Raw genomic sequence first — 14,488 nt, 5'->3', positions numbered from 1 at the left:
GGCATCGGACAGTAGCCGGGGGCCGGGCGGCGGGCTGGTGGGGTGGGGGCGGCTGGGCGATGATCGGCGGAGGCTCGTGTTCACGGACACTTGGGGCGAATGGCTGATCGGCCACTGACAGGTCCAATCGTGCCGCACCGGACTTGGTGGTAGCGCCGTTTCCAGAACCGCCGTTGCCACCAAAGGCGGGGATTCTGGATTCTTTCCTGATTTCGCTGCCTAATCATCTACGAGCCCGGCGTAATGGGCCGTGACGGGCGTCCAGGGAACGATGGCACGCCATGACGGGCCCCGCTGTCGCGAACGACCCGGCACACCCGCGTACCGGCGCGCGAATGCCCCCGCGACCCATTATGAATTCCACGCCCGGCGATATCTCCGCCGCGATATTCAGGCGTCCCCGGGAAAAGGCGTGCCATTCCCATGTGCCACCATCCCCCGCGGCCTCCTATTCTGGACGGGTGAGCACACTCGTCCTGGACGGCGGCCTGTCCACGCATCTGGAGTCGCTCGGCGCGGATCTGCGCGACGAGCTCTGGTCGGCGCGCCTGCTGCTGGAGCAGCCCGAGCTGATCAGGCGGGTGCACGCCGACTACTACGCGGCGGGCGCCGACGTGGCGACCACGGCGAGCTACCAGGCCACCATCCCCGGCTTCCAGCGGCGCGGGCTCGACCGGTCCGAGGCCGAGCGGCTGATCAGGTTGTCTGTCGAGCTGGCCGGGCAGGCCCGCGACGAGGCCGGTCGCGGCCTGGTGGCGGCCTCGGTCGGCCCCTACGGCGCCTATCTGGCCAACGGCGCCGAGTACACCGGCGACTACGACCTCGACGAAGACGGCCTGCTGGCCTGGCACCGTCCGCGCTGGGAGATCCTGGCCGCCGCCGGCGCCGACCTGCTGGCCTGCGAGACCATCCCGTCCTTCGCCGAGGCGCGGGCGCTGGCCGGGCTGCTGGCCTCCACGCCGGGGGTCAAGGCGTGGGTGAGCTTCTCCTGCCGCGACGCCGAGCGCATCAACGACGGCACCCCGATCGACCGGGCCGCCGCGCTGTTCTCCGGAAACCCGCAGGTGGTGGCGGTCGGCGTCAACTGCACGGCGCCGCGGCACATCCCCGGGCTGGTCGCCCGCCTGTCCGGCGGACTGCCCGTCGTGGTCTACCCGAACTCGGGCGAGACGTGGGACGCCGAGCAGCGCCGGTGGCTGGGCCTGTCCGACCCGGTGGAGTACGGGCTGGCCGCCAAGGAGTGGGAGCGCGCCGGGGCGTCGCTGATCGGCGGCTGCTGCCGCACGACCCCCGAGCACATCAGGCAGATCCGCGCCCACCTGACCTGACGCCCCAGGCCCAGGCCCAAGCCCAGGCGAGACGTCACCGGCACACCCGACGCCCCCGGCCGCCGTACGGACGAAAGCAAGGCCGCAGGACCCCCACGCGTGGGCGCGCGGAGGTCCTGAGCGGCCGGAACGGGCGGGTCGCTAGGCGGCGGCCGGAGCCGTGGTGCGGCGTCGGCCGAGGAGGGTGTCGAGCGCCAGGGCGCCGCCGCCGGTGAATCCCACCGCCAGGCTCGCCGCCGCCAGCGCGAGGACGAACTCGTAGCCCCCTTCACCGGCCCCGAAGCCGCTGGAGCCGTGGACGAACACGATCGCCCCGATCATGTCGAGGGCCAGCAGCGTGCCCGCGATCGGCAGCGCGGCGCCGAGGATCAGCGCGATGCCGCCGGCCACCTCCAGCACCGCCACGGCCGGCGCGGCCACCCCGGCCAGGGGGATGCCCGCGGACTCGAAGAACTTCGTGGTGCCCGCGATGCCCATGTCGGCGAACTTCTGGTAGCCGTGCACCAAGAAGATCACGCCGATGGCGATCCTGGCCAGCAGCAGGGCGATGGGACGCGCCTGATCGATCATGGACCCTCCAAAGGGAGTCGTTCAGATTTGAACAACCACTCTACCGGTAGTTCAAATCTGAACAACAAGTACACTTGGGACGTGACGGACACCCGCTGGCTCGACGAGACGGAGATGGCCGCCTGGCGCGCCTTCCTGTCGGCCTCCCACCTGCTCGAACGGCGCATCGAGGAGCAGCTCAAGGCCGCGGCCGGGCTGACGCACCCGCAGTACGAGATCCTGGTGCGGTTGTCGGCCGCCCCCGAGCGCCGGATGCGCATGACCGAGCTGGCCCGGGGCGTGGTGGTGTCGAAGAGCGCGCTGACGTACCAGATCACGCAGTTGGAGAAGGCGGGGCTGGTGGAGCGCGCCACGTGCCCGTCCGACGACCGCGGGGTGCTGGCGGTGCTCACGGAGGCGGGCGAGCGCTGCCTGGAACGCGTCGCTCCCGGGCACGTCGAGGTCGTGCGGGACTACCTGATCGACCGGCTCACCCGCGCGGAGCTGACCTCACTGACCAGCGCGATGACGAAAAGCGAACAGGCTCTCAGAAGCTGACCGCGAGAGCGCCAGGAACCGCCCGGAAAAACGGACAGGCCCTCAGGAGCTGACCGCGAAAACGGAAAGGCCCTCAGGAACCGGTCTTGGCGGCGGCGCGGCGGGCGCGTTCCATCTCGACCCGGGCGCTGGCGGCGTACTTGTCGACGTACTCCTGGCCGGACAGCTCCATCAGCGCGTACATGATCTCGTCGGTGACCGCGCGCAGGACCAGCCGGTCGTCCTCCATGCCGTAGTAGCGGGAGAAGTCGAGCGGCTTGCCGAACCGGACGCCCGGCCGGATGCCGAGCTTGGGGAACAGCCGCCCGGGCGGCATCATCTCGTACGTGTTGACCATCGCCCACGGGATGACCGGCACCCGCGACTCCAGCGCCAGCCGGGCCACGCCGGTCTTGCCCTTGTAGAGGCGGCCGTCGGGCGAGCGGGTGCCCTCGGGGTAGATGCCGAGGACGTTGCCCTCGCGCAGGATGCGCAGGCCGGTGCGGAGCGCGGCCTCGCTGGCCTTGCCGCCGGAGCGGTCGATCGGCACGGTGCCGACGCCGCTGAAGAACAGCCGGGTGAAGAAGCCCTTGATGCCGGTGCCGGTGAAGTAGTCGGCCTTGCCGAGCGAGATCACCTTGCGGCGGATCTGCAGCGGGCCGAAGAAGTGGTCGGCGAAGGAGAGGTGGTTTCCGGCCAGGATCGCGGGACCCTGCTTGGGTACGTTGTCCCCGCCCTCCGTCCACGGGCGGAAGAGCATGAGGATCGGCTTCAAGATGGCCTTGACCACCCAGTAGAACACCCGGCCACCTCTTCCCCAGGACATCGTGATAGAGCAGAGTCATCTTCCCATCCCTGGCGAGATGCAACTACACCAGCTCTCGCACAATCACCCCTGAACGTGCGACGATCGGGCAGTTCCGGGATGAAATTGCGTCAAGGAGCTGTTATGCCGCTCATGCCAGGCGCGGAGCCCTACCACCACCGAGCGGGTCAGGTCGGTGTGCTGCTGTGCCATGGGTTCACCGGCACGCCGCAGTCGCTGCGGCCCTGGGCCGAGTACCTGGCGGGCCATGGGGTCAGCGTCTCGCTGCCCCGCCAGCCGGGGCACGGCACCACGTGGCAGGAGATGAACCGCACCCGCTGGGAAGACTGGTACGCCGAGGTGGAGAAGGCGTTCGCCGACCTCCAGGGGCGCTGCTCGGAGCTGTTCGTGGCGGGCCTGTCGCTGGGCGGCTGCCTGGCGCTGCGGCTGGCCGAGGTGCACGGGGACGCCGTCAGGGGCGTGGTGGTGGTCAACCCGTCCATCGCCAGTGACGTGCCGCTGCTGAGGCTGGCGCCGCTGCTGAAGTGGTTCCTGCCGTCGGTGCCCGGCGTCGCCAACGACGTCAAGAAGCCCGGCGTGACCGAGCTGGCCTACGCCCGCACGCCCGTCAAGGCGGCCGCGTCGCTGCCGGGGCTGTGGTCGCTGGTGCAGGCCGACCTGGCGAAGGTCACCCAGCCGCTGCTGGTCTTCCACAGCCGCGACGACCACGTGGTGAAACCGACGAGTGTGGCGATCATTCGCCAGAAGGTCCCGCAGGCCACGATCGAGGAGCTCACGGACAGCTACCATGTTGCGACGCTTGACAACGATGCCGACAGGATCTTTGCCGGTAGCCTCGACTTCATCCGGACACATGCCTCGGTACCCTTGCAGAGGGACTGATCGCACCCAGGGGGAAGTCGCGATCGCTGCGGAGAGGCCCATCTAGGTGACGCCCCAGAGTGACGAGGACGAGGTCTGGCGGCAGATCGTCGCGTCCTTCAACGACACAGCCGAGCGCGACTCGGCCGACCAGCCATGGCCGGACAGCGAGAACGTGCCCGCCGAGCCCACCCGCAGGGTGGTCAAACCGTCCGAGGAGCCCGAACTCGACCAGGACGCGCCCGACCGCGACGACCTCGACGACCGCGACGAACCCGCCCGCGACGACGACGAGGACGAGGGGCACTTCGAGCCGCCTCCCCCGCCGCCGCTGCCCAAGCTCGACCTGCCCACCAAGCTCGCCTGGGTGGCGCTGTTCGGCGGGCCCGCCTACCTGCTGGTGGCGGCGATGGCCAGCTGGCAGATGGAGGGGTGGGCGCTGTTCACCGCGGTGGCGGCGTTCATCGGCGGGTTCGTGGCGCTGGTCGTGCGCATGGGCGACGGCCCGCCCAACGACTCCGGCTGGGACGACGGCGCCGTCCTGTAGCCCGGCCCGTTACGACTTGGCCGTGGTGGTGCGGGGGGCGAAGGACTCCACGACGTCGGTGTAGCGGTCGGCCGCGTCGACGGCGTGGCCGACCGCCCACAGCGCCCCCTTGCCGGCCAGGTAGGCCACCGCCTGGAGGCGTACGCTGCTGCGGCCCTTCTCCGCGGCGCCGCGGATGATCTGGCAGGCGTCCTTCTCGCAGCGCATCACGAACGGCTGGGCCGCCTGCTCCGGGTCGTAGCCGGTCATCCAGTAGCGGCCCTTGCCGTCGCCGGTGACGCCGTAGAGGCGGGCGCCGGTGGCCGGGATCGCCAGGCGCTGCCAGCGCTTGCCGTTCCAGGTGAGCACGAGCGGCGAGATCTCGCCGGGGCCGTGGTAGACCCCGCCGACGGCCACCGCCCGCTTGGAGCTGTCGACCTGGATGTCCCGCAGGTAGCCGCCGGGGACGGCGGGCACGGACATCGACTTCCAGGCCCCCGACGTGTAGTGCATGATCAGCGGCGCGCCGCCGGTGTCGCCGACCGCGAAGCCCGAGGCGACCGCGTAGAGCGCGCCCTTCTCCTTGGTCTGCTGGACGGTCCAGGTGTTGCCCTGGCCGCTGAGGATGAGCCCGGACTTCTCCCGGCTGCCGACCGCGACCACCCGGCCCGGCTTGGCGTCGATGCCGCCCAGCCAGTCGCCGGCGTGCAGCCCCTGCGGCCGGACCCGGTCGAAGCCGGTGACGTCGCCGTGGGCCAGGTAGGGCAGGCCGTCGTGGCCGTCGCCGACCGCCCACACGTCGGAGGCCCCGGCGGCGGCCAGGCCGCGCAGGTTGCCCGCGGCGGTGGCGTCGCGCACGGCCACCTCGTTCCAGGAGGTGCCGTTCCAGTGGCGGATCGTGCCGCGGTTCTTCCAGACGTCCCAGATCTCCTGCTGGCCGACCGCCCACACGTCGCCCGGCGAGACGGCGAGCACGTCGGAGAGCGAGCCGTCCGCGTCGAGGCGCGCGCTCGTCGACTTCTGCCACGCCTCGGCGGCGGGGCGGGGCTCGGCATGCGCGGCGGGCGTGACCTGCGGCAAGGCCACGGACGTCGCCAGAAGGACGGAGAGCGCACGCCGCTGAGAGCGACGGGTCATGAACAAATGCTACGGGCTGGCCCGGGCGGCTCGCCCGTCAGAGTCCAACCTGCAACTCGGCGAGCACCGGCAGATGGTCGCTGGCCCCGGCCAGATCGGCGTTCCCGGCCGCCACTCCCCCGCAGGACAGGACGCGTGCCTCGCGCGCGGCGAACACCGCGTCGATGCGCTCGGCGGGCCGCGCGGCGGGGAAGGTCAGCCCGGCGCCCGCGGGCGCGACGGCGTGGCAGTCGGACAGCCGGGCGGCCAGGAGACGCCAGGCCGGCTGGTGCCCCCGCTCGTTGACGTCGGCGCCGACGACGACGGCGGCGTCGTGCGCGGCGGCCGCCCGTTCCATGAGGGACATGGCCTCGCCCGCGTGCCGCAGCCGGGCGGCGAGGTGCAGGTCGAGGTGGAGCGAGCCGACGGCCAGCCGCGCGCCGCCGATCTCGACGACGGCGACGGCCAGCACCCGGCGTTCCAGGCCGGGGAACGCCTTGAGCCGGTGCAGCCGCGCCTCCAGCACCCGGGCCCGCGGCCCGGCCAGCACGCACACGCCGCCGGCGCGTCCCGGCGTGGCCACGCGCAGGCCGCCGGCCTCGGCCAGGGCCCGGCGCCTGGCCCGCCACCGGGCGAACCTCGGCGCCTCCTGGACGCACACCAGGTCGGCCCGCATGGCGGCGAGCACCCGGCGCAGCGCGGGCACGTCGTCGCGCATGCTGCGCACGTTGTACGAGGCGACCCTGACCAGCACGCCGTCGCGCATGCCCCGCGTGCCGGACGAGGGAACCACGGCCGGCACGCGCTAGCGCCGCCTGGCCAGGTCGGCGGCCCCGACCACCCCCGCGGACGCGCCCAGCTCGGCCAGCCGGATCTCGGCGAGCGGCCGGTGGCCGTGGCCGGTGAGCTGCCTGGCGAACACCTCGCGGGCCTCGTCGAGGAACAGGTCGGCGGCCCGGGAGACGCCGCCGCCGACGATGAAGCAGCCGGGGTCGAGCACGGCGGCCAGGTCGGCCATGCCCTGCCCGAGCCAGTCGGCCAGGCTGCGGAAGGCGGCCAGCGAGGCCTTGTCGCCCAGCCGGGCGGCCTCGGTCACCTCTTCGCCCTCGATCCGGCCGCCGGCCAGGCCGAGCAGGATCTCGGCGCGGTCGGGCTGCCGGGCGGCGATCTCCCTGGCCTCCTTGACCAGGGCCTGGCCGCTGGCGTACTGCTCCCAGCAGCCGATGTTGCCGCAGCCGCACACCCGTCCGTCGGGCACGACCTGCATGTGGCCGAGCTCGGCGCCCATGCCCCAGCGGCCGCGGTAGAGGGCGCCGTCGATGACGATGCCGCCGCCGATGCCGGTGCCGAGCGTCAGGCAGACCACGTGGGACTGGCCGCGCCCGGCGCCGAACCTGGTCTCTCCCCAGGCCATGGCGTTGGCGTCGTTCTCGATCACGACGGGCAGGCCGACCAGGTCGCCGATCTTCTTCTGCAGCGGCTCCTCGCGCCAGGCGAGGTTGGGGGCGAAGCGCACGATCGAGCGGGTCTCGTCGACGAACCCGGCCGCGCCGACGCCGACCGCCTCGACGTCCCTGCCCTGCGACAGCTCGCGGACGACGTCCGCGACCGTGTCGGCGACCACGTCGGGCCGGTCGGCCGCGGTCGGCCTGAGCGTGTGTTCGACGATCTCGCCGTTGTCGTCGACCACGCCCGCGGCGACCTTGGTACCGCCGATGTCGACACCGATCGTGAGCATGCCGCGTGTCTCCCTATCCCAGATCTATGTGTTCCACGTCGCCGCGATCGCGGTCACGGGTGTCGCGCGGCCCGCGGGGGGCGGGCCTGCTCAGCGCGTCGAACGCCCCGCGCACCGCGGCGAACAGCTCGCCGCCCGCGGCCACCAGGTGGCCGGTCACGTCGGAGCCCGACTCCCGCTGCGCCGCGATCGCCCGGCACACCGGGCAGGCGCGGCAGATGTACTCGTCGTGGGGCTCGGACACCGCCTCGCTCCACACGTCCCGCTCCTTGCGGGCGCCGCCGCCCGTGAAGGAGTTGTAGACGGTCCTGCCGACCTGGCGCGTGGCGCGCCCCTGGATCGTCTCGAACAGCTTGCGCGCCTCGTCGGCCACGGTGCCGATGGGGTCCCTGCTGGGATCTCTGTCGTGGTTCTCGGTCATCTGGCCCTCCCTGCGTATGGTTCGCTCATCCTGCTCAACTCATTCGGAGCCGGATTCGCTCCCCACACTGAACCGTATTCTCAGCGCGCCGTCGCGGAGCACGGCGGAGCCGATCTTCCGGCGGGCCAGCGCCGCGGGCAGCGCCAGGATCCTGCGGTACGGGCCGGCGGTGATGATGAGCTCGTCGCCCTTGCGGGCCAGGTCGACGTCGTCGTGGTCGGCTCCTGGGAGGGCGAGCGTCAGCTCGTCGGCGCTCAGCCGCAGCGGCGGCTCGACGGCGGGCGCCGCGAACGGGTCGGTGTCCCCGTAGACGGAGGCGCCCACCTCGGCCAGCGCGCGCCGGCCGACCGGCTCGGCGGCCAGGTACGGAACGGTGTGGACGGGCAGCGGCGCGAACGACTCCTCGGCCTCGGCCAGCAGCCTGGCCTGGGCGCTCACCCAGTTGGCCCGCCACTCGTCGGCGCCGCCGGCCGGGAAGACGCGGTTGGCGATGACGGCGTCGACGCGGTAGCCGTACAGGTTGAGCGAGGTGAGGGTGCGCCTGGCCTCGGCGAGCACCACGGCCTCGGGGGTGAGCACGAGCCGCACGGACGCGCTGTCGCCGGTGAGCAGCTCGCGCACCTCCATCAGCCCGCGGTGGAACCGCTCGGCGGCGTTCATGACGTCGTCGCCCGGCGCGCTGACCCGGGCCACGCTGCGCATGAACGGCGAGACGACCTTGACCAGCCTGCGGCCGACCGGCATGAGCCTGGTGACGTGCCAGTCGAGCGCCTCGGGCAGGGCCAGCAGCCGCAGCGTCTCGGCGGTGGGGGCGCAGTCGATGACGATGACGTCCCAGGCGCCGTGGCGGGCATGCTCGCGCAGTTCGAGCAGGGCGATGACCTCCTCGGCGCCGGGCAGCACGGTGATCTCCTCGGAGGTGATCTCGTCGAGGCCGAGCTCGGTGAGCACGCCCCTGGCGTAGTGCTGCAGGTCGCCCCAGTGGCGCTCCAGGGTCTTCTGCGTGTCGACCTGGTGCAGGTGGAGGCCCGGCGCGATCTCGCCGGGCTCGACGGCGAGCGCGTCGGCCAGCGAGTGGGCGGTGTCGGTGGAGACGATCAGCGTCTTGAGCCCGCGTTCGGCGGCCAGCGTGGCGGTCGCGGCGGCGGCGGTGGTCTTGCCCACGCCGCCCTTGCCGGTGAAGAGCAGGACCCGGGGGCTCACCGGGTACGGCCCTCGACGCGCTTCTTCAGCCCCTTGAGCGCGGTGTCCACGATCACCTTCTCGGCCTTGCGCTTGATCATCCCGATCATGGGCACCGTGAGGTCGACGGTGAGCTCGTACGTCACGTCGGTGCCACTGCCCGTCTCGGCGAGCTGGTAACTTCCCCGCAGGTCGCCGACCATCTTGCCCGGCTCGACCACCTGCCAGCGCACGTTGTCGTCGCCGTCCCAGGTGTAGGCCAGGGTGTAGGTGTCGTTGATCACGCCCGCGTCGAGGACGAACCGCACCTGCTCGGGCCGCCCGTCGGCGCCCGTACTGACGACCTCGGCGCGCTTGATCGATCCGGCCCATTCGGGATAGGCGGGGAAGTCGGCGATGACCGCCATGACCTCTGCGCGGCCGGCGCCGATGGTGGTGCTCGAAGTGGTGCGATCAGCCATGCGACCACCGTAATGCAGAATCCGCCCGTTGCGGCGGAGCGCCGGTCACGGGCCGCCCGGCTCACCATTCCAGGACGAACGGCTCACCTCTTCCGCGGAAGTGGCCGACGTTCACGCACTCGGTGCGGCCGACGCGGGCGCGGCGGTGGAGGGGCTGGTGGACGTGGCCGAACAGGGCGTAACGCGGCTGGGTGCGCCGGATGGCCGCCAGCGTGGCCTCGCTGCCGCGCTCGAAGCGCCTGGCCACGACGTCGTAGAGCAGCTCGGGCAGGGCGGGCGGGATGTGGCAGCACAGCACGTCGACCTCGCCGATCGCCTCGACCTTGGCGGCGTACTCCTCGTCGCCGATCTCGTACGGGGTGCGGTAGGGGGTCTTGAGACCGCCGCCGACGAAGCCGAAGCGCAGGCCGCCGATCTCCACCACCTCGCCGTCGAGCACCTGATGGCCCGGTTTGAGGTATTCGGGCCACAGGCGGGGAATGTCCACGTTGCCGTAGGTGAGGTAGGCGGGGGTGGGCATGGCGGCGAAGAGGGTGGCGTACTGGGCGCGCACGTTGCGCTCGATGTGCTCGCGCGGGTCGCCGTCGAGGGTGGCCCACAGCCGCGCCGACATGGCCCTGGCCTCGTCGAAGCGCTTGGCCGTGCGCAGGGCGATGAACTCGGCGGCCCGCTCCGCGCCGAACAGGTCGGCGAAGATGCCGTTGGCGTGGTCGTCGTAGTCGATGAAGAGGATCAGGTCGCCCAGGCACACCAGCGCGTCGGCGCCCTCGCCCGCGCGGGCCAGCGCGTCGGCCCTGCCGTGCACGTCACTCACCACGTGGACCCTCATGGGGAAATCCTAGGTGGGACGGCTGCTAGCGTGATGAACGCCCTTCATAACGCTCCCATGACGATGCTACCGGCGCGTAACTTAAGGCGGTAACGTCCAGGCGGTCCCCGTAGAGGAGTTGAAAGTTCGTGCGCGAGTACAGCGTCCCCGTCCTGGTCGATGTGCCTGCCTCAGCAAGCCTGCCGGACACGGTCTTCGACCGGGCCGAGCGGGAGCCCGGCACCGTGATCATGCGCCGCAAGACCGACGACGGCTGGCCCGTCGTGACCGCGGGCGAGTTCCGCGACCAGGTGGTCGAGGTGGCCAGGGGGCTCATCGCGGCCGGGATCGAGCACGGCGACCGGGTCGCGCTGATGTCGCGCACGCGTTACGAGTGGACGCTGGTCGACTACGCCCTCTGGTCCGTCGGCGCGGTCACCGTCCCCATCTACGAGACCTCGTCGGTGGAGCAGGTCCGGTGGATCCTGGCCGACAGCGAGGCCAAGGCGGCCTTCGTCGAGCTCGACGCGCACGAGGAGACCGTCCGCGAGGCCGCGCCCGAGCTGAAGGCCGTCTGGCGGGTCGAGGGGCGGCTCGACGCGGAGGGCGTGCCCGGCTCGGCCGTGGAGGAGCGCAGGAAGAAGGTCGTCGCCGCCGACCTGGCCACGATCGTCTACACCTCGGGCACCACCGGCCGTCCCAAGGGCTGCCGGATCACCCACGACAACCTGCTGTTCACCGCGCTCAACGTGCTGCGCGGGCCGCTCGACCGGCTGTTCAGCTCGAACGCCCCGGCGGCGCTGCTGTTCCTGCCGCTCGCGCACATCTTCGCGCGGATGATCCAGGTGGTGCTGGTCGAGGCCGGCGCGATCATGGCGCACACCCCGAACATGAAGAACGTCGCCCCCGACCTCCAGGACTTCAAGCCGACGTTCCTGCTGGGCGTGCCGCGCGTGTTCGAGAAGGTCTACAACGGCGCCGAGCAGAAGGCCGCCGCGGGCGGCAAGGGCAAGATCTTCGCCCGCGCCGTCGACGTGGCGGTGGCCTGGAGCAAGGCGGAGGCGTCCGGCGGCGCGCCGCTCGGCCTGCGGCTGCGTCACCTGCTGTTCGACCGGCTGGTCTACGCCAAGCTGCGGGCGGCCACCGGCGGCCGGCTGTCGGCCGCCGTCTCCGGCGGCTCGGCGCTCGGCGACCGGCTCGGCCACTTCTTCCGGGGCGTCGGCATCGAGGTCTTCGAGGGCTACGGCCTGACCGAGACCTCCGCCCCCATCTCGGTCAACATGCCGGGCGGGAACAAGATCGGCACGGTCGGCAAGCCGCTGCCCGGCGTCTCGGTCCGCATCGGCGACGACGGCGAGATCCTGGCCAAGGGCCGCAACGTCTTCCACGGCTACTGGAAGAACGACGCCGCCACCGCCGAGGCGGTCGACGCCGACGGCTGGTACCACACGGGCGACGTCGGCGAGCTCGACGCCGACGGCTACCTGCGCATCACCGGCCGCAAGAAGGAGATCCTGGTGACGGCCGCGGGCAAGAACGTCGCCCCCGGCCCGCTGGAGGACGCGCTGCGCGCCCACCCGCTGGTGTCCCAGGCCATGATCGTCGGCGAGGGCCGTCCGTTCGTCGCCGCGCTGGTCACGCTCGACCCCGAGGCGACGCCCGCCGGCCGCAGCGCGGCCGAGCTGCGCACCGACCCGGCGATCCTGGCGCAGGTGCAGGAGGCCGTCGACCGGGCCAACGGCACGGTGTCGAAGGCCGAGCAGATCAAGAAGTTCACGATCCTCGACACCGACCTCACCGAGGAGAGCGGCCACCTGACGCCCACGCTGAAGGTCAAGCGCAACCTGGTGATGCGCGACTACGCCAAGGAGATCGACGAGCTCTACGGCCACTAGCCGTCAGGCCGCCCCCACCAGCTCACCGGCCGGCTCGTCGGCCGGGTCGCCGGCCCGCTCGGTCGCGGTCAGGATCGCGGCCAGGGCGTGGCGGGTGGCCTGGAGCTCGGCCAGCTGCTCGTCCAGGCCGGTGAGCCGGCCGCGGAGGGCATCGAGGGTGCACGCGTCCAGCACCTCGCCGGAGCCGGAGGCGCACGGGAGCACGTCCCTGATCACTTTGGTCGGCAGTCCCGCGGCGAGCAGCGTGCGGATGCGCCGGACCACGACGGGCGCGTCCGTTCCGTAGCGCCGGTGGCCGCCGTCGGCCCGGTACGAGGTCAGCAGCCCCTGCTCCTCGTAGTAGCGCAGCAGCCGGGGGCTGACCCCGGTCTCCGCGGAGAGCGCGCCGATCTTCACGTGATGCTCCTCACACCGCTTGCATCTCACATCGATGTGAGCTTCTAGCGTGACGTCCATGAGAGAAATTCCTCGCGAAACTGTACAGACGTTCACCATTGGCGGAGACCTGGAGGTGCGCCGGATCGGCTACGGCTCGATGCGGCTGGCCGACGCCCCCGACCCCGCGCGCTCGGCGATGGAGGCGCCCATCTGGGACGCGCCGGCGGACCGGGCGGGCGCCGTGGCCGTGTTGCGCCGGGCGGCCGAGCTGGGCGTGAACCTCTTCGACACCGCCGACTCCTACGCGCTCGGCGCCAACGAGGAGCTGATCGCCGAGGCGCTGCACCCGTACGGGGACGGCGTGGCGGTGGCCACCAAGATCGGCGTGCTGCGGCCCTCGCCCGCCGAGTGGGTGCCGCTCGGCCATCCGGCCTACCTGCGCCAGCAGGCCGAGCTGAGCCTGCGCCGGCTGCGGGTGGAGCGCATCGACCTGCTCCAGCTGCACCGCCTGGACCCGGCCTACCCGCTCGCCGACCAGATCGGCGCGCTCACGCAGCTCAGGGACGAGGGCAAGGTCCGGCACATCGGCCTGTCGGAGGTGAGCGCCGAGGAGCTGCGCCAGGCGGCGGAGATCACGCCGATCGCGGCCGTGCAGAACATGTACAACCTGGCCACCCGGCAGCACGAGGACGTCGTGGACCACGCCGCCGCGCACGGCATCGCGTTCCTGCCGTTCTTCCCGATCGCGGCGGGCTCCCACGCCGGGCCCGGCACGCCGCTGGCGGCGGTGGCGGCCGAGATCGGCGTCACCCCGGCCCAGGCGTCGCTGGCCTGGCTGCTGCGCCGTTCCCCCACGGTGATCCCGATCCCGGGCACCTCCTCGATCGGGCACCTGGAGGAGAACGTGGCGGCGCTGTCGGTCGAGCTCTCCGACGAGCAGTACGACCGGCTGTCGGCGGCGGTCGCTTGAGGCCGCCGTCCGGAAGCGGGGGCGCGGCGCGACCCCGCAGCCGGCGACGGACCTCATCTCGGGACGGGCCTCATCTAAGGACGGGCCTCACCGCGGGACGGGCCTCACCTCGGCCAGGACGAGCCGGCCCGCCCGCTCCGACAGCGCCTGCCTGGCCGGCTCCGGCAGGCCGGTGTCGGACACGACCACGTCGGCCTCGCCGAGCTCGGCGATCGTGCTGATGCCGACGGTCCCCCACTTGGTGTGGTCGGCCAGCACGACGAGCCGGGAGGCCGCCTCGACCAGCGCGCGGTCGGTCTCGGCCTCCATCATGTTCGGGGTGGTGAAGCCCGTCCTCGCGGTCATGCCGTGCACGCCCAGGAAGAGCAGGTCCACGTTGAGCCGGCGGATCGCGGCGACCGCGACCGGGCCGACCAGGGCGTCGGACGGGGTGCGCACGCCGCCGGTGAGCACGACCGTCTGGTCGGGACGGCCGGCGTGCTGGAAGACGTCGGCGACGCGGACGGAGTTCGTCACGACGGTGAGGCCGGGGACCTGGCCCAGGTGGTGGGCGAGCGTCCAGGTCGTGGTGCCGGCCGACAGGGCCACGGCCGTGCCGGGGCGGACGAGCGCGGCGGCGTGCCCGGCGATGGCCTGCTTCTCCGCCTCCTGCTGCACGGACTTGGCGGCGAAGCCGGGCTCGTTCGTGGAGCCGATGGTGGTCGCGCCGCCGTGCACCTTGGCCAGCAGGCCGCGCTCGGCCAGCAGCTCCAGGTCGCGCCGGATCGTGATGTCGGAGACGCCGAACGTGCGCACCAGGTCCACGACCCTGACGCCGCCGTTCTGCCGGACGAGGTCCAGGATCGCCTGCTGACGCTGCGGGGCGAGCATCGCATCACCAGATCCCAACAGA

General features: G+C 72.2%; 17 protein-coding genes. 6 read left to right on the top strand and 11 right to left on the bottom strand.

Annotation, left to right across the window (positions count from 1 at the left end; genetic code table 11):
* Positions 1–461: 461 nt before the first annotated feature.
* Positions 462–1,328, top strand: coding sequence for a homocysteine S-methyltransferase (gene mmuM, locus ACIBQ6_RS17705; protein ID WP_397212989.1), 867 nt, complete (start codon positions 462–464; stop codon positions 1,326–1,328).
* A 141-nt stretch (positions 1,329–1,469) separates the two neighbouring features.
* Here mmuM and ACIBQ6_RS17700 read toward each other — a convergent pair whose 3' ends face one another.
* Complete coding sequence (locus ACIBQ6_RS17700) at positions 1,470–1,898, bottom strand: DoxX family protein (RefSeq protein WP_358294094.1); 429 nt, start codon at positions 1,896–1,898, stop codon at positions 1,470–1,472.
* Between the two features lie 81 nt (positions 1,899–1,979).
* On the opposite strand from ACIBQ6_RS17700, the gene ACIBQ6_RS17695 reads away from it, so the two are divergent.
* Positions 1,980–2,435, top strand: a complete 456-nt coding sequence (locus ACIBQ6_RS17695) for a MarR family transcriptional regulator (RefSeq protein ID WP_352353253.1) — start codon at positions 1,980–1,982, stop codon at positions 2,433–2,435.
* A gap of 73 nt (positions 2,436–2,508) precedes the next feature.
* On the opposite strand, the gene ACIBQ6_RS17690 is transcribed toward ACIBQ6_RS17695, so the two are convergent.
* A complete protein-coding gene (locus ACIBQ6_RS17690; protein ID WP_387666209.1) occupies positions 2,509–3,216 on the bottom strand; it encodes a lysophospholipid acyltransferase family protein in 708 nt (235 codons plus the stop codon).
* A 147-nt stretch (positions 3,217–3,363) separates the two neighbouring features.
* On the opposite strand from ACIBQ6_RS17690, the gene ACIBQ6_RS17685 reads away from it, so the two are divergent.
* Together ACIBQ6_RS17685 and ACIBQ6_RS17680 are read left to right on the top strand one after the other, a co-directional pair.
* Positions 3,364–4,122 (top strand): alpha/beta fold hydrolase, encoded by a 759-nt coding sequence (locus ACIBQ6_RS17685; protein ID WP_357967798.1) that lies wholly within the window; start codon positions 3,364–3,366, stop codon positions 4,120–4,122.
* A gap of 46 nt (positions 4,123–4,168) precedes the next feature.
* On the top strand, positions 4,169–4,648 hold the full coding sequence (locus ACIBQ6_RS17680) for a hypothetical protein (protein WP_358294099.1): 480 nt from the start codon (positions 4,169–4,171) through the stop codon (positions 4,646–4,648).
* 9 nt (positions 4,649–4,657) lie between these two features.
* On the opposite strand, the gene ACIBQ6_RS17675 is transcribed toward ACIBQ6_RS17680, so the two are convergent.
* The 7 genes from ACIBQ6_RS17675 to ACIBQ6_RS17645 all read right to left on the bottom strand — a co-directional run bounded on the left by ACIBQ6_RS17675 (position 4,658) and on the right by ACIBQ6_RS17645 (position 10,374).
* Positions 4,658–5,764, bottom strand: a complete 1,107-nt coding sequence (locus ACIBQ6_RS17675) for a hypothetical protein (protein ID WP_358294101.1) — start codon at positions 5,762–5,764, stop codon at positions 4,658–4,660.
* Positions 5,765–5,801: 37 nt separating this feature from the next.
* Positions 5,802–6,545 (bottom strand): endonuclease/exonuclease/phosphatase family protein, encoded by a 744-nt coding sequence (locus ACIBQ6_RS17670; RefSeq protein WP_397212986.1) that lies wholly within the window; start codon positions 6,543–6,545, stop codon positions 5,802–5,804.
* A gap of 3 nt (positions 6,546–6,548) precedes the next feature.
* A complete protein-coding gene (locus ACIBQ6_RS17665) occupies positions 6,549–7,481 on the bottom strand; it encodes an ROK family glucokinase (RefSeq protein WP_358294105.1) in 933 nt (310 codons plus the stop codon).
* A gap of 13 nt (positions 7,482–7,494) precedes the next feature.
* Positions 7,495–7,902: a hypothetical protein gene (locus tag ACIBQ6_RS17660; protein WP_397212984.1), complete on the bottom strand. Its 408-nt coding sequence runs from the start codon at positions 7,900–7,902 to the stop codon at positions 7,495–7,497.
* A 39-nt stretch (positions 7,903–7,941) separates the two neighbouring features.
* Positions 7,942–9,105 (bottom strand): ArsA family ATPase, encoded by a 1,164-nt coding sequence (locus tag ACIBQ6_RS17655; protein ID WP_397212982.1) that lies wholly within the window; start codon positions 9,103–9,105, stop codon positions 7,942–7,944.
* The gene (locus ACIBQ6_RS17650) at positions 9,102–9,545 is read right to left on the bottom strand and encodes an SRPBCC family protein (RefSeq protein ID WP_352353271.1); all 444 of its coding nucleotides are present in this window, start codon (positions 9,543–9,545) and stop codon (positions 9,102–9,104) included. The genes ACIBQ6_RS17655 and ACIBQ6_RS17650 overlap by 4 nt, the downstream gene beginning before the upstream one ends.
* A gap of 61 nt (positions 9,546–9,606) precedes the next feature.
* Positions 9,607–10,374, bottom strand: a complete 768-nt coding sequence (locus ACIBQ6_RS17645) for a metallophosphoesterase (RefSeq protein WP_397212980.1) — start codon at positions 10,372–10,374, stop codon at positions 9,607–9,609.
* A gap of 128 nt (positions 10,375–10,502) precedes the next feature.
* On the opposite strand from ACIBQ6_RS17645, the gene ACIBQ6_RS17640 reads away from it, so the two are divergent.
* Positions 10,503–12,248: an AMP-dependent synthetase/ligase gene (locus ACIBQ6_RS17640; protein ID WP_358294110.1), complete on the top strand. Its 1,746-nt coding sequence runs from the start codon at positions 10,503–10,505 to the stop codon at positions 12,246–12,248.
* A 3-nt stretch (positions 12,249–12,251) separates the two neighbouring features.
* Here the strand turns inward: ACIBQ6_RS17640 and ACIBQ6_RS17635 are convergent, their stop codons facing one another.
* On the bottom strand, positions 12,252–12,644 hold the full coding sequence (locus tag ACIBQ6_RS17635; RefSeq protein ID WP_358294112.1) for a MerR family transcriptional regulator: 393 nt from the start codon (positions 12,642–12,644) through the stop codon (positions 12,252–12,254).
* A 58-nt stretch (positions 12,645–12,702) separates the two neighbouring features.
* On the opposite strand from ACIBQ6_RS17635, the gene ACIBQ6_RS17630 reads away from it, so the two are divergent.
* Positions 12,703–13,596: an aldo/keto reductase gene (locus ACIBQ6_RS17630; RefSeq protein ID WP_358294114.1), complete on the top strand. Its 894-nt coding sequence runs from the start codon at positions 12,703–12,705 to the stop codon at positions 13,594–13,596.
* A gap of 87 nt (positions 13,597–13,683) precedes the next feature.
* On the opposite strand, the gene ACIBQ6_RS17625 is transcribed toward ACIBQ6_RS17630, so the two are convergent.
* On the bottom strand, positions 13,684–14,466 hold the full coding sequence (locus ACIBQ6_RS17625) for a DeoR/GlpR family DNA-binding transcription regulator (RefSeq protein ID WP_358294115.1): 783 nt from the start codon (positions 14,464–14,466) through the stop codon (positions 13,684–13,686).
* Between the last annotated feature and the right edge of the window lie 22 nt (positions 14,467–14,488).

The organism is Nonomuraea sp. NPDC049655 (assembly GCF_044465465.1).
Classification (GTDB): domain Bacteria; phylum Actinomycetota; class Actinomycetes; order Streptosporangiales; family Streptosporangiaceae; genus Nonomuraea.
This window is presented reverse-complemented; position numbering and strand designations above follow the sequence as displayed.